This window comes from Mycobacterium lehmannii (assembly GCF_001499925.1).
Taxonomy (GTDB): domain Bacteria; phylum Actinomycetota; class Actinomycetes; order Mycobacteriales; family Mycobacteriaceae; genus Mycobacterium; species Mycobacterium lehmannii.
Genome location: NZ_LQIR01000013.1, coordinates 64,045 through 77,473, shown reverse-complemented (window position 1 = coordinate 77,473; position 13,429 = coordinate 64,045). Strand labels below are relative to the sequence as shown.

13 protein-coding genes, 1 tRNA gene and 1 pseudogene are annotated in these 13,429 nt (G+C 66.4%); 10 read left to right on the top strand and 5 right to left on the bottom strand.

Annotated features, from left to right (window positions below; genetic code table 11):
• The 3 genes and pseudogenes from AU192_RS25400 to AU192_RS10325 form a co-directional block, all read left to right on the top strand.
• Nucleotides 1-135, top strand: a pseudogene (locus AU192_RS25400) (IS3 family transposase); the annotation flags it as partial.
• 227 nt (nt 136-362) lie between these two features.
• Nucleotides 363-590 (top strand): hypothetical protein, encoded by a 228-nt coding sequence (locus AU192_RS10330; protein ID WP_064395716.1) that lies wholly within the window; start codon nt 363-365, stop codon nt 588-590.
• Between the two features lie 5 nt (nt 591-595).
• The gene (locus AU192_RS10325) at nt 596-1,801 is read left to right on the top strand and encodes a site-specific integrase (protein ID WP_064395714.1); all 1,206 of its coding nucleotides are present in this window, start codon (nt 596-598) and stop codon (nt 1,799-1,801) included.
• Nucleotides 1,802-1,878: 77 nt separating this feature from the next.
• On the opposite strand, the gene AU192_RS10320 is transcribed toward AU192_RS10325, so the two are convergent.
• Nucleotides 1,879-1,952 (bottom strand) — tRNA-Leu (locus AU192_RS10320).
• A gap of 92 nt (nt 1,953-2,044) precedes the next feature.
• On the opposite strand from AU192_RS10320, the gene AU192_RS10315 reads away from it, so the two are divergent.
• The 6 genes from AU192_RS10315 to AU192_RS10290 all read left to right on the top strand — a co-directional run bounded on the left by AU192_RS10315 (nt 2,045) and on the right by AU192_RS10290 (nt 7,947).
• Nucleotides 2,045-2,677, top strand: a complete 633-nt coding sequence (locus tag AU192_RS10315; RefSeq protein WP_064395713.1) for an ANTAR domain-containing response regulator — start codon at nt 2,045-2,047, stop codon at nt 2,675-2,677.
• Between the two features lie 188 nt (nt 2,678-2,865).
• Entirely contained in the window at nt 2,866-4,080 is a 1,215-nt protein-coding gene (locus AU192_RS10310) for a branched-chain amino acid ABC transporter substrate-binding protein (RefSeq protein ID WP_064395711.1), read from the top strand.
• Between the two features lie 82 nt (nt 4,081-4,162).
• Nucleotides 4,163-5,209, top strand: coding sequence for a branched-chain amino acid ABC transporter permease (locus AU192_RS10305; RefSeq protein WP_064395708.1), 1,047 nt, complete (start codon nt 4,163-4,165; stop codon nt 5,207-5,209).
• Entirely contained in the window at nt 5,206-6,375 is a 1,170-nt protein-coding gene (locus AU192_RS10300; protein ID WP_064395706.1) for a branched-chain amino acid ABC transporter permease, read from the top strand. Before AU192_RS10305 ends, AU192_RS10300 begins: the two co-directional genes overlap by 4 nt.
• Nucleotides 6,372-7,199 (top strand): ABC transporter ATP-binding protein, encoded by an 828-nt coding sequence (locus tag AU192_RS10295; protein ID WP_064395705.1) that lies wholly within the window; start codon nt 6,372-6,374, stop codon nt 7,197-7,199. Before AU192_RS10300 ends, AU192_RS10295 begins: the two co-directional genes overlap by 4 nt.
• Complete coding sequence (locus AU192_RS10290; RefSeq protein WP_064395704.1) at nt 7,183-7,947, top strand: ABC transporter ATP-binding protein; 765 nt, start codon at nt 7,183-7,185, stop codon at nt 7,945-7,947. Before AU192_RS10295 ends, AU192_RS10290 begins: the two co-directional genes overlap by 17 nt.
• Here AU192_RS10290 and AU192_RS10285 read toward each other — a convergent pair whose 3' ends face one another.
• Genes AU192_RS10285 through AU192_RS10270 form a run of 4 tightly spaced genes read right to left on the bottom strand, consistent with a single transcriptional unit; the run spans nt 7,948 to nt 10,466 of the window.
• Nucleotides 7,948-8,169, bottom strand: coding sequence for a DUF167 domain-containing protein (locus AU192_RS10285; RefSeq protein WP_064395734.1), 222 nt, complete (start codon nt 8,167-8,169; stop codon nt 7,948-7,950).
• Complete coding sequence (locus AU192_RS10280) at nt 8,166-8,843, bottom strand: YwaF family protein (protein ID WP_064395732.1); 678 nt, start codon at nt 8,841-8,843, stop codon at nt 8,166-8,168. The genes AU192_RS10285 and AU192_RS10280 overlap by 4 nt, the downstream gene beginning before the upstream one ends.
• Nucleotides 8,833-10,032 carry a lipid-transfer protein gene (locus tag AU192_RS10275; RefSeq protein WP_064395730.1) on the bottom strand — a complete coding sequence of 400 codons (1,200 nt, stop codon included), beginning with the start codon at nt 10,030-10,032 and terminating at the stop codon, nt 8,833-8,835. Before AU192_RS10275 ends, AU192_RS10280 begins: the two co-directional genes overlap by 11 nt.
• A complete protein-coding gene (locus AU192_RS10270; protein ID WP_064395703.1) occupies nt 10,029-10,466 on the bottom strand; it encodes a Zn-ribbon domain-containing OB-fold protein in 438 nt (145 codons plus the stop codon). Before AU192_RS10270 ends, AU192_RS10275 begins: the two co-directional genes overlap by 4 nt.
• A gap of 275 nt (nt 10,467-10,741) precedes the next feature.
• On the opposite strand from AU192_RS10270, the gene polA reads away from it, so the two are divergent.
• Nucleotides 10,742-13,402: a DNA polymerase I gene (gene polA / locus AU192_RS10265; protein WP_197505909.1), complete on the top strand. Its 2,661-nt coding sequence runs from the start codon at nt 10,742-10,744 to the stop codon at nt 13,400-13,402.
• Nucleotides 13,403-13,429: the final 27 nt, after the last annotated feature.

The following is a 13,429-nucleotide window of genomic DNA, read 5'->3' as shown; positions in this document are numbered from 1 at the left end:
GCCACGCTGAGCTGGGTGTACTGGCACAACACCGCCCGCCTACACAGCTACCTCGACGACGTCCCTCCGACCGAGTTCGAGGCCACGTTCTACGATGCCCAACGGAGCGACCAGCCCCTGGTCGCAATCCAATAGATCGAGCCTCCGGCAGAACCAGGGCGGTTCACAGATTCACAGGGTGCGCGACCGTGCGGGAACGCTAACACGGATTGACGGCATCTAAGTGGAACAAAACGGGAAGTACATCGCCTGAATGTCGCTGCAGCGCATGACATTGCCTACCAAACTCTGCAAAGTCCTGATCTCGAAACGCCGTATAGAAACTTGTTTGGCGAACAAGGGTTGCGGCATAGACTCTGCGCATGCCGAGCGCCAACGCAGACGGCGACGAACTGACCCGCCGAGCGTTCGCCGCCTACTTCCGTACTGGCGGAACCGAGCAACCGGCGAGGAGTGGTGGGGTGGTGGAGCGCGACGGACTGCTCTACGTGGTGCTTCGGCATTCGCGTGGGCTCCTGGGTGTCTACCGGGTCCGTAACAACGGCATGCTGCGCCGCATGCGGCGCTCGCCGGCAGATCTGGAGGACTAACTGCGATGGCGTCGATCACTAAGTACAAGACAGCAGCGGGTGAGCAGCGTTGGCGGGTGCAGTACCGGACCCCGAACAACAAGCTGACTGGTGCGCGCGGATTCAAGACCAAGCGCGAGGCCGAGAACTACGCCGCCACGGTCACCGTGAGCAAGGCGCGCGGTGAGTACATCGACCCTGCCGACGCGAGGGTGACGGTCGGCGACCTCGGGCCGGGCTGGCTCGCCCGCCGGACGCACCTCAAGCCGTCGAGCCGCCGCGTCGAGGAAGTGGCGTGGCGCGTGCACGTCAAGCCGAAGTGGGGTGCTGTGAAGCTGGCAGATATTCGACACTCGGCAGTGCAGTCGTGGGTGTCAATGATGGGCCGCACGATTGCCGAGGCCGAAGGCAGCGTCACCAAGTCGGCCAGCGGACCCGTCACCGTCATCCGCGCCTACAACGTCCTCGCGGGCATTCTGGACGATGCGGTGCGCGACCGCCGGTTGATGACCAACCCCGCGCGCGGCGTGAAGTTGCCGCGCAAGGTCAAGCGTGAACACGCGTACTTGACGGACGAGCAGGTAATGGCACTCGCCGCCGAGGCCGGACCCGATAAGGGAGTCATCGTCCTGGTGCTCGCGTACTGCGGACTGCGGTGGGGCGAGCTGGCCGGGCTGCACGTCGCCGATGTGGACACACTTCGCCGGCGACTACATATCCGGCGCAACGCGGTGAACGTCGGGGGAGTGGTAGAGGTGGGCACGCCCAAGACGCACGAACGCCGCACCGTGCCGCTGCCGCGGTTCCTGGTCGAACCGCTCGCCGCAGCTTGCCAAGGCAAGGGCCGCGACGGCATTGTGTTCCCGGCCACGGACGGTGTCTACGCCAAGTCGCCGGGGATGAAAACTTGGTTCGACGGCGCGGTCACGCGGTGCATCGCCGCCTCCAACGAAGCTCGTGCCGCCGAGTACGAGGCACAGCCCGACCGCGAGCCGACAACGGCGGTGTTCCCCCGGGTCACACCGCACGATTTACGGCACACCGCCGCTTCGCTGGCCGTGTCGGCCGGTGCCAACGTGAAGGCTGTTCAAAAGATGCTCGGCCACAAGTCCGCAGCAATGACCCTCGACACCTACGCCGACCTGTTCGATAAGGACGCCGATGCGGTCGCCGATGCCCACGACCAGCGCCTTTCAGGTGTGGTCTTTCCGGCGAATGTAGTCAGAATGTAGTCATGCGGCCCTTTGTGGCGGCGCTCTCAGGTCGACAACAGGCCGCTGAGCTGCAACGACATCTGTACGATGTCAAGTGCCCTCGGTGAGACTCGAACTCACACTGTCACGATTTTGAGTCGTGTGCCTCTGCCAATTGGGCTACGAGGGCTCTAGTAGTCGGACGGCTCTGTTGCGCGGCTTACCACCTTAGATGATGCCCCGAACTCGCTGAACGGCACCGCTACCGCCACAATGGCTTCCATGGCAACCGCTGCTGGGGCACCACCTGAGGCCGGGAAGGCCCGCCGTGTTCTCGTCGCCGAGGACGAAGCGCTGATCCGGATGGACTTGGCCGAGATGCTCCGCGAAGAGGGCTACGAGATCGTCGGCGAGGCCGGCGACGGACAGGAGGCCGTCGATCTCGCCGAGAGCCTCAAGCCCGACCTCGTGATCATGGACGTCAAGATGCCCCGTCGCGACGGCATCGACGCCGCGGCCGAGATCGCCAGCAAGCGCATCGCGCCGATCGTCATCCTGACCGCGTTCAGCCAACGAGAACTGGTCGAACGCGCCAGGGACGCCGGCGCCATGGCCTACCTCGTCAAACCCTTCACCGTCACCGACCTCATTCCCGCCATCGAGGTCGCGGTGAGCCGCTTCGGCGAGATCGCCGCGCTGGAGCAGGAAGTGGCCACATTGGCCGACCGGCTGGAGACGCGCAAGCTCGTCGAACGGGCCAAGGGTTTGCTGCAGGCCAATCAGGGGATGACCGAGCCCGAGGCGTTCAAGTGGATTCAACGCGCCGCGATGGACCGGCGCACCACTATGAAACGCGTCGCCGAAGTGGTCCTCGAAACCCTCGACACGCCGAGCGACGCGTCGGAGTCGAGCTAACCCCTGACTTCGCCACCCCGTAAAAAGTGCGTTTCCGATGGCGCGGATTGACCGCGACGGCCGCGACGCGTCGTTCAACACCGCGCACCAGCGCCGAGCGTTGGCTATGGTCTTCCCGGAACGTCGCCGCCCCCGCCCGCCGGGCCCAGGCGCCGGAGCCGACTAACACAACGACCCGGAGGTGAAGCGTGCGCGGTCGCATGGCACGGAAAGCATTTGCTATCAGCAGCGCTGGTCTGGTTGTGCTCGGCATAGCCGGCTGTCAGCAGGCCGAGCCGACCGAGGGCGGTGAGGCACAGACCGATCTGAAGATCGTCGAAGAGGTGCAGATCGACGAGAACGGCGCCGAGGTCAAGGCGGACGAGAGCGCCGCGCCTGCCGACCCCGCCGGTGACGGCAACGCGCAGTGCCCGCCGGTGTCGCTGGCGATGGCCGGAGCGCTCAACGGTCCCGATGCGGCATTGGGCATCAACATCAAGAACGGCATCCAGCTGGCCGTGGACAAGCACAACGCCGCGAACCCGGGCTGCCAGGTCCAGCTGAAGACGTTCGACACCGAGGGCGATCCGCAGAAGGCCACCCAGATCGCACCGCAGATCATCAATGACGCCTCCACCATCGGCCTGATCGGTCCCGCCTTCTCCGGTGAGACCATGGCCACCGGCGACGTCTTCAACCAGGCCGGTCTCGTCGCCGCCACGGCCTCGGCCACCAACGTGACGCTGTCCGACAAGGGCTGGCGGACCTTCTTCCGCGGCCTGGGCAACGACGGCGTGCAGGGGCCCTCGGTCGCCAACTACCTGAAGAACACCCTCGGCCACAAGAAGGTCTGCGTCGTCGACGACAGCACGGACTACGGCCTGGGCCTGGCGCAGACCGTTCGTCAGACTCTCGGTCCGGTGGCCGACTCGTCCTGCAACATCTCGGTCAAGAAGGGCGACAAGGACTTCTCGGCAGCGGTGACCCAGATCAAGGGCGCCAGTCCGGACTCGGTGTTCTTCAGCGGTTACTACGCCGAGGCGGCGCCGTTCGTGCAGCAGCTGCGCGACGGCGGGTACGAGGGAACGTTCGCCAGCGCCGACGGCACCAAGGACCCCGAGTTCGTCAAGCAGGCCGGCGACGCGTCCAAGGACGCCGTGCTGTCCTGCCCGTGCGGTCCGGCCACCGGCGGTTTCGCCGACGAGTACACCAAGAAGTTCAACCAAGAACCGGGCACCTACAGCAGCGAGGGCTACGACCTGGGCACCATCCTGCTGAAGGGCATCGACTCGGGCGCCGTCACCCGGCCCGCGCTGCTCGACTTCGTCCGCAATTACGACGGTCGCGGCGTGGCTCGCCAGTATCAGTGGACCCCGAACGGCGAGCTGACCACCAGCTTGATCTGGATCTACAAAGTTCAATAGCCGCTGAGGCGAACGCGTCCGAGACCGAAAGGCTCGGACGCGTTTTCGCTAGAGGCCCGTTCCCGCGAGGAGCCGCCACCGGATGACCGGGATCCCACCCGAGTGCGTCGACCAGTACACCTGCTTGGCAGCCAACATCAGCTTCAACCTCGACGGGTTGCGAGACGGCTTCTGGCAGTTGACGATCGACGGCCTGTCGTGGGGCGCCATCTACGCGCTGGTGGCCGTCGGCTACACGTTGGTCTACGGCGTGCTGAAGCTGATCAACTTCGCGCATTCGGAAGTGTTCATGTTCGGCATGTTCGGCGCGTACTTCTGCCTCGACATGATCCTGGGTTTCACACCGAGCGGTAACACCTACAACAGGGGCATCGCCCTGACGGTGCTGTATCTCGGTATCGCCATGCTGTTCGCGATGGCGGTGTCCGGTGCCACCGCGGTCGGCCTGGAGGCGGTGGCCTACCGACCGCTGCGACGACGCAAGGCCGACCGACTGTCCTTTCTCATCACCGCGATCGGCATGTCGTTCGTGCTGCAGGAATTCGTGCACTTCATCCTGCCCGAGATCATCGACGGGTACGGCGGATCCAATGCGCAACAACCGATCCGGCTCGTCGCGCCCGAAACCCAGTTCACGGTGTTCGGTTCCGCGGTCTCCAACATCACGCTGATCATCGTCGGCGCGGCGCTGGTTCTCGCCCTGATGACCGATATGACCATCAACCGGACCAGGTTCGGGCGCGGGATCCGGGCGGTGGCCCAGGACCCGGACACCGCGACCCTGATGGGCGTCTCGCGCGAACGCATCATCATGACGACGTTTTTGATCGGCGGCCTGCTGGCCGGGGCGGCCGCGCTGCTTTACACGCTGAAGGTGCCGCAGGGCATCATCTACTCCGGCGGCTTCCTGCTCGGCATCAAAGCGTTCTCGGCCGCGGTCCTCGGCGGCATCGGCAACCTGCGCGGCGCCCTGCTGGGCGGCCTGCTGCTCGGCATCATGGAGAACTACGGGCAGGCCGTGTTCGGGACCCAGTGGCGTGACGTCGTCGCCTTCGTGCTGCTGGTTCTCGTTCTGTTCTTCAGGCCGACGGGGATACTCGGCGAAAGCCTCGGGAAGGCGCGAGCATGAGGGCCAGCGAGAAGGTCTTGGCACCCGGCGACGCACTGCGTCGTTGGTGGGACGGGCTTTCCCGCGTACAGAAGTGGGGCTTCGGGCTGATCGCCTTCGGCCTGCTCGCGCTGCTGCCGCTGTTTCCGCCGCCGTTCCTGAACACGCCGAACATCAGCTTCGGCGGCACCATGGCGCAGTTCGCGATGGTCGCGATCATCGCGATCGGCCTCAACGTCGTGGTCGGCCAGGCCGGTCTGCTCGACCTCGGCTACGTCGGGTTCTACGCCGTGGGCGCGTACACCGTTGCGCTGCTGACCAGTCCGAACAGTCCGTGGAACAAGATGGGCGCCACGGGGTGGTTCAACGAGGACTGGGCGTGGTTGGCGTGTGTGCCGCTGGCGATGGCGATCACCGCGCTGACGGGTCTGATCCTGGGGACGCCGACGCTGAGGTTGCGCGGCGACTACCTGGCGATCGTCACGCTGGGGTTCGGCGAAATCATTCGCCTGATGGCCGACAACCTCTCGGAGGTGACCAACGGGCCGCGCGGCCTGAACGAGGTCGCCTACCCGCGAGTCGGTGCGAGCGAACGCGTGCCCGACGGCGTCTTCTCGAGCGGCAACTCCGCGGGCGACGCCAACTACGGGACGTGGTGGTTCTGGTTGGGCATCGTGCTGATGATCGGGATCCTGGTACTGGTGGGCAACCTCGAACGCAGCCGCGTGGGACGCGCCTGGATCGCGGTCCGCGAGGACGAGGACGCCGCGGAAGTGATGGGCGTCAACACGTTCCGGTTCAAGCTGTGGGCCTTCGTCATCGGCGCGGCGATCGGCGGGCTGTCGGGCGCGCTGTACGCCGGTCAGGTGCAGTTCGTGGCCCCGCCGACGTTCAACATCATCAACTCGATGCTGTTCCTGTGCGCGGTGGTGCTCGGCGGGCAGGGCAACAAGCTCGGCGTGGTGGTCGGTGCGTTCATCATCGTCTACCTGCCGAACCGGTTGCTGGGGGTGGAGTTCCTGGGCATCAACCTCGGTGACCTGAAGTACCTGTTCTTCGGGCTGGCGCTGGTGGTGTTGATGATCTTCCGGCCGCAGGGCCTGTTCCCGGCGCGAGCGCAGTTGCTGGCCTACGGTAAGGCCGCCCGCGACCTGCTTCGCTCGCCGGAGAAGGAGTCGGCGCGATGACCATCGAAGAGTTGGCGGGTGTGCACCGCGAGATCCAGGCCGCAGAGGGGGAAATCCTGCTGCGGACAACCGATCTCACGATGAAGTTCGGCGGGCTTACGGCGCTTGACTCGGTGTCGTTCGACATCCGCCGAGGTGAGATTCTCGGCATGATCGGGCCGAACGGGGCGGGCAAGACCACGTGCTTCAACGCGATCACCGGCGTGTACCGACCCACGTCGGGCACCGTCACGTTCGACGGCGCGCCGCTGGGCCGGATCAAACGCCACCAGATCACCCGCCGCGGTATCGCCCGCACCTTCCAGAACATCCGGTTGTGGGGCGAGATGACGGCTCTGGAGAACGTCATGGTCGGCACCGACGCCAGGCACTTCACCTCGGTGCCGGGCGCGCTGGTCCGCTCCCCGCGCCATCGGCGCGAGGAACGGTCGGCGATCGAGAGGTCCGCGGCGCTCCTGCATTTCGTCGGGATCGCCAACCGCGGCGAGGAGAAGGCCAAGAACCTGTCGTACGGTGATCAGCGCCGGTTGGAGATCGCCCGGGCGCTGGCCACCGAACCCAAACTGCTGTGTCTGGACGAACCGGCCGCAGGGTTCAACCCGCGCGAGAAGGCCGCCTTGATCGAACTGATCCAGAAGATCCGCGACGACGGCTACACGGTGCTGCTGATCGAACACGATATGAGGCTGGTGATGGGCGTGACCGATCGCATCGTGGTGCTGGAGTTCGGGCGCAAGATCGCCGACGGCCTGCCTTCCGACATCCGCGAGGACCCGAAGGTCATCGCAGCCTATCTGGGGGTGCCCGATGACAGCCTTGAATGAAAGGCCGAGTGACCAGGCCCCCGAACGGCCCGTCATCCTCGAGCTGCGTGACATCGTTGTGCAGTACGGGAGAATCCGTGCACTGCACGGTATCTCGCTGAAGGTCCACGAGGGTGAGCTCGTCACGCTGCTCGGCTCCAACGGTGCCGGTAAGACGACCACCATGCGTGCGATCTCAGGGCTGCTGCCCCTGACGTCGGGCTCGATATGGTTCGAGGGTCATGACATCAGCAAGGTCAAGGCTCACCAACGCGTGATCCAGGGGCTGGTGCAGGCACCAGAGGGACGTGGGGTTTTTCCGGGGATGACGGTCGTAGAAAACCTTGAAATGGGTTGTTACGGCCGCAAATTCCCCGCCCGCTCCGAGCACAGGCAACGACTGGACTGGATCCTCGAGACGTTCCCTCGGTTGGCCGAACGCCGCAGCCAGGTCGGCGGCACGCTGTCGGGTGGCGAGCAGCAGATGCTCGCGATCGGCCGCGCGCTGATGGCCAGGCCGCGGGTGCTGCTGCTCGACGAGCCGTCCATGGGCCTGGCGCCGATGGTGATCTCGCAGATCTTCAGGATCATCGCGGAGATCAACGCGCAGGGCACCACGGTGCTGCTGGTGGAGCAGAACGCGCAGCAGGCGCTGAGCCGTTCGGACCGCGCCTACATCCTCGAGACCGGTGAGGTCACACGCACCGGGGATGCCCGAGAGTTGTTGAGCGACGACAGCATTCGCGCCGCCTACCTCGGCGTCGCCTGATCAACTGACCTCGAAGCGCTTGATCCGCGACGCGGCGCCCGATACCAGCTTGAGCCGGCTTGGCCCTACGCCCAGGTGCGCGGCGAGCAGTTTGGTGACGGCCCTGGTGGCCTTGCCCTCGACGGCTCGCTCCCGAACGTAGGCCGTCAGCTCGCCGGCGTCGTCGACCTCCACCAGCGGGCCTTTCGCGCTGCCTGGCTTGACCCGGACGACGACGATCATCGCCGGCGCACCCAGGGCCATGTCATCAACGCCCACACGGCAAAGACCAGGGCCGCAGTGCTCACGATGTAGACCGGCCACGGCCCGAGGATGTCCAACGCCGACGCGGTCTCCGGTTTGTAGTTCGTGAAGCCGTAATTGGTGTCGGCGATCCTGTTGAACACGACGGTCACCGCCGCCCACGCGCTGGTGACCGCCACCGCCAGTCGGTAGTCGCGCCAGTGGGGCCGCATGCCGCGGCCCCACGTCAGATAGATCGCCGCCCAGACCACGAGCAGGTGGATCGCATAGAACGCCAGGAAGCGGTAGTGCGGAAAGTCGGGGCCCCGCAACACCGGTGAGATCAACGCCTGCACGCTCAGCACCAGACCCCAGTAGTAGGTGAGCGCATACGCCCACTGCCGCTGGGACCACAGCGCGTAGGCCGCGACGACGGTCGCCAGGTCGGTGAGCTGAAGCGGCACCGAACCCGCCAGGGTCGGCGGCGCCAGGTTGTAGACCAAAATCGCGCCGTAGATCAGCGCGGTCAGCCCGCCGAGCACACGGCCCCACCGCTGCGCCTGCGCATCCGTCTGCCGGCCGCCCGCCCACACCAGCACGGCGGCGCCGACCACGAACACGGCGATGGCGCCCCAGTAGGAGGGGCCGTACGGTTCGAACTGCCTAGCGAGCAACAATCACGGACGAGCCGTGCCCGAACAGGCCCTGGTTGGCGGTGACGCCCACGGTGGCCCCCTCGACCTGGCGGCCGGTCGCCTGCCCCTTCAGTTGCCAGGTCAGCTCGCACACCTGCGCGATGGCCTGCGCTGGAATGGCTTCCCCGAAGCAGGCCAGACCGCCGGACGGGTTGACCGGGATCTTCCCGCCGATCGCCGTCGCACCACTGCGCAGCAGTTGCTCGGCCTCGCCCCTCGGGCACAGGCCCAGATGCTCGTACCAGTCGAGTTCGAGCGCGGTGGACAGGTCGTACACCTCGGCGAGGCTCAGGTCCTCCGGCCCGATACCGGCCTCGGTGTAGGCGGCGTCGAGAATCTGGTCCTTGAACACCCGCTCGGGTGCATCCACGACCGCCGTGGAATCCGTTGCGATGTCCGGTAATTCGGGCAGGTGCTGCGGGTACTGCGGTGTCACCGTGCTGATCGCACGCACCGACGGAATCCCGTCGACGGAGCCCAGATGCTTCTCGGCGAACGACTTGCTCGCCACCACTAACGCGGCCGCGCCATCCGACGTCGCGCAGATATCAAGCAGCCGAAGGGGATCGGAGACCACCGGGCTGGCGAGCACGTCGTCGATTGTGGCTTCCTTGCGGTAGCGCGCGTTCGGGTTGTCCAACCCGTGCTTGGCATTCTTGACCTTCACCGCGGCGAAATCCTCCAGCGTGGCCCCGTAGAGGTCCATGCGCCGGCGCGCCAGCAGTGCGAAGTAGACGGTGTTGGTGGCGCCGATCAGGTGGAAGCGTTGCCAGTCGGGGTCGTTCTTGCGCTCGCCGCCGACCGGGGCGAAGAAGCCCTTCGGGGTGGTGTCAGCGCCGATCACCAGCGCCACATCGCAGAATCCGGCGAGGATATGGGCCCGGGCACTCTGCAGCGCCTGCGAGCCGCTCGCGCAGGCGGCGTAGCTCGACGACACGGGCACACCGTTCCAGCCCAGCTTCTGCGCGAACGTCGAGCCGGCCACGAATCCGGGGTAGCCGTTACGGATCGTGTCCGCTCCCGCGACGAGCTGAATCTGACGCCAGTCCAGGCCAGCCTCGGCCAGCGCGGCCCGCGCGGCCACGACGCCGTACTCGGTGAAGTCGCGGCCCCATTTCCCCCACGGGTGCATACCGGCGCCGAGGATGTACAGCGGTTCAGGACTCATGACGCAGGCCTCCATGCGTAAACGACGCGTTCGACGCCGTCGTCGTCGACGAACAGCGGCATCGTGGTCAGTTCCATCTCCATCCCGACCTTCAGGTCGGCGGCCAGTGTTCCTTCGACGACCTTGCCGAGCACGATCAGGCCCTCGTCGGCGAGCTGCACCGCGGCAACGGCGAAGGGCTCGAAGGGATCCGGCGCCGGATACGGGGGCGGGGGAGCGTAACGGTTCTCGGTATAGCTCCACAGGGTTCCGCGCCGCGACAGCGGCACCTGCGCCAGTTCGTCACCGTCGCACGCCGGGTTGGGGCAGTTGTTGGCGCGGGGCGGGAACACATAGGTGCCGCACTGGTGGCACTTGCCCCCGATCAGGTAGGGCGCTCCGGATCCGTCGGTGGCGAACCAGCCGTCGATCGCGGGCTGAGTGGAAGCTGACACCCGCTCAGAGTACCGAGTCGTCTGGCAGAACTGAAACGTGTTCCAGTTCAGTGGGACGTGGGGTCTGACCGTCGTGAGCGTGCGAATTCATCCGACCGCGCCGGCGAGTCGCGGATGAAACCGCACATCCGCGGCCACATCCACGGGCCGCGTCGGTCGCCGCGGCGGTGGCCTTGATGTCGGCGGCGGTGCCTAGAGTTAGGTCCGTGAGCCCTGCCACCACCGCCACCGCCAAGAAGGCGGCGTCCCAGCCGACGGACCAGAAGCCGACATTGATGTTGCTCGACGGCAATTCCCTGGCATACCGGGCGTTCTACGCACTGCCCGCCGAGAACTTCAAGACCCAGGGCGGGCTCACCACCAACGCGGTGTACGGCTTCACCGCCATGCTGATCAACCTGCTGCGCGACGAGCAGCCCAGCCACATCGCCGCCGCTTTCGACGTGTCGCGCCAAACGTTTCGCGTGGACAAGTACCCCGAGTACAAGGCCGGCCGCTCGTCGACGCCCGATGAGTTCCGCGGCCAGATCGACATCACCAAGGAGGTGCTCGGCGCGCTGGGCATCACCGTGCTCGCCGAACCGGGCTTCGAGGCCGACGACATCATCGCCACCCTGGCCACGCAGGCCGAGCAGGGCGGCTACCGGGTCCTGGTGGTCTCCGGCGACCGTGACTCGCTGCAGTTGGTCAGCGATGACGTCACAGTGCTGTACCCGCGCAAGGGCGTCAGCGAGCTGACGCGGTTCACCCCGGAGGCGGTACTGGAGAAGTACGGCTTGACTCCGCAGCAGTACCCGGACTTCGCGGCGCTGCGCGGCGACCCCAGCGACAACCTGCCCGGCATCCCCGGCGTCGGTGAGAAGACGGCGACCAAGTGGATCGCGGAGTTCGGCTCGCTGCAGGCGTTGGTCGACAACGTAGACACCGTCAAGGGAAAGGTCGGTGACGCGTTGCGGGCCAACCTGTCCAGCGTCGTGCTCAATCGGGAACTGACCGATCTGGTCAGGGACGTCCCGCTGCCGCAAACCCCCGACACCCTGCGCATGCAGCCGTGGGACCGCGACCAGATCCACCGGCTGTTCGACGACCTGGAGTTCCGCGTTCTGCGCGATCGGCTGTTCGACACGCTGGCCTCGGCGGATCCCGAGGTCGACCAGGGCTTCGACGTCCGCGGCGGGGCGCTGGAAGCGGGGGAGCTGGCCGCGTGGCTGGCCGAGCACAGTTCGGGCAAGCGGTTCGGGCTGGCCGTCGTCGGCACGCACCTGGCGTTCGACGCGGACGCGACGGCGCTGGGTATCGTCGCCGCCGACGGCGAAGGGCGCTACATCGACACCGCCACGTTGACCGAGGACGACGAGGCCGCCCTCGCCTCGTGGCTCGCCGACCCCGGCCCGCCCAAAGCGCTGCACGAAGCCAAGCTGGCGATGCACGACCTCGAAGGCCGCGGCTGGAAGCTCGCCGGCGTCACGTCGGACACCGCGCTGGCGGCGTACCTCGTGCGGCCAGGGCAGCGCAGTTTCGCGCTCGACGACCTCTCGCTGCGTTATCTCAAGCGTGAACTGCGCGCTGAAAACCCGGAGCAACAACAACTTTCGCTGCTCGACGACAATGACGGCGTCGACGACCAGGCCGTGCAGACCGTGATACTGCGAGCCAGCGCGGTGATGGACCTGGCCGACGCGCTCGACGAGGAACTCGCCCGCATCGACTCGCTCGCTCTGCTCAACAACATGGAGTTGCCGGTGCAGCGGGTGCTGGCCGAGATGGAGACCGCGGGCATCGCGGTGGACCTCGAGCAACTGGGGCAGCTGCAGAGCGAGTTCGCCGACCACATCCGCGACGCGGCCGAGGCGGCGTACGCGGTGATCGGTAAGCAGATCAACCTCGGCTCGCCGAAGCAGCTGCAGGTGGTGCTGTTCGACGAGCTGGAGATGCCCAAGACCAAGCGCACGAAGACCGGGTACACCACCGACGCGGACGCGCTGCAATCCCTGTTCGACAAGACCGGCCACCCGTTCCTGCAACATCTGCTGACCCACCGCGATGCGACGCGGTTGAAGGTCACCGTCGACGGGCTGCTCAATTCGGTGGCGTCCGACGGCCGCATTCACACCACCTTCAACCAGACGATCGCGGCGACCGGGCGGTTGTCGTCGACCGAGCCGAATCTGCAGAACATCCCGATCCGCACCGACGCCGGCCGCCGGATCCGCGACGCGTTCGTGGTGGGCAAGGGTTACGCGGAGTTGATGACCGCGGACTACAGCCAGATCGAGATGCGCATCATGGCGCACCTGTCCAAGGACGAGGGCCTCATTGAAGCTTTCAACACGGGCGAGGACCTCCACTCCTTCGTCGCATCGCGGGCGTTCTCGGTGCCGATCGACGAGGTCAACGCCGAACTGCGGCGTCGCGTCAAGGCGATGTCGTACGGGCTGGCCTACGGGCTGAGCGCCTACGGGCTGGCCGCCCAGCTCAAGATCTCCACCGAAGAAGCCAAGGTCCAGATGGAGCAGTACTTCGACCGCTTCGGCGGGGTGCGCGACTACCTGCGCAACGTGGTGGACCAGGCGCGCAAGGACGGCTACACATCGACGGTGTTCGGCAGGCGGCGCTATCTGCCGGAATTGGACAGCAGCAACCGCAACGTCCGCGAGGCCGCCGAGCGTGCAGCGCTCAACGCGCCGATCCAGGGCAGCGCGGCCGACATCATCAAGGTCGCGATGATCAACGTCGACACGGCGCTCAAGGAAGCGGGGCTGAAGTCGCGGATGCTGCTGCAGGTGCACGACGAGCTGCTGTTCGAGGTCGCCGACGGTGAGCGCGACGCGGTCGAGGCGCTGGTCCGCGAGCAGATGGGCAACGCCTACCCGCTTGACGTGCCGCTCGAGGTCAGCGTCGGTTACGGCCGCAGCTGGGACGCCGCAGCCCACTAGCGAGCCGGTCGTCGGGTACGGTCCGAC

Bases quoted from the DNA above. Each gene is read 5' to 3' on its own strand.
- AU192_RS10330 (WP_064395716.1), top strand. From the start codon at position 363: ATGCCGAGCGCCAACGCAGACGGCGACGAACTGACCCGCCGAGCGTTC.
- AU192_RS10325 (WP_064395714.1), top strand. From the start codon at position 596: ATGGCGTCGATCACTAAGTACAAGACAGCAGCGGGTGAGCAGCGTTGG.
- AU192_RS10315 (WP_064395713.1), top strand. From the start codon at position 2,045: ATGGCAACCGCTGCTGGGGCACCACCTGAGGCCGGGAAGGCCCGCCGT.
- AU192_RS10305 (WP_064395708.1), top strand. From the start codon at position 4,163: ATGACCGGGATCCCACCCGAGTGCGTCGACCAGTACACCTGCTTGGCA.
- AU192_RS10300 (WP_064395706.1), top strand. From the start codon at position 5,206: ATGAGGGCCAGCGAGAAGGTCTTGGCACCCGGCGACGCACTGCGTCGT.
- AU192_RS10295 (WP_064395705.1), top strand. From the start codon at position 6,372: ATGACCATCGAAGAGTTGGCGGGTGTGCACCGCGAGATCCAGGCCGCA.
- AU192_RS10290 (WP_064395704.1), top strand. From the start codon at position 7,183: ATGACAGCCTTGAATGAAAGGCCGAGTGACCAGGCCCCCGAACGGCCC.
- AU192_RS10285 (WP_064395734.1), bottom strand. From the start codon at position 8,169: ATGATCGTCGTCGTCCGGGTCAAGCCAGGCAGCGCGAAAGGCCCGCTG.
- AU192_RS10275 (WP_064395730.1), bottom strand. From the start codon at position 10,032: ATGAGTCCTGAACCGCTGTACATCCTCGGCGCCGGTATGCACCCGTGG.
- polA (WP_197505909.1), top strand. From the start codon at position 10,742: ATGTTGCTCGACGGCAATTCCCTGGCATACCGGGCGTTCTACGCACTG.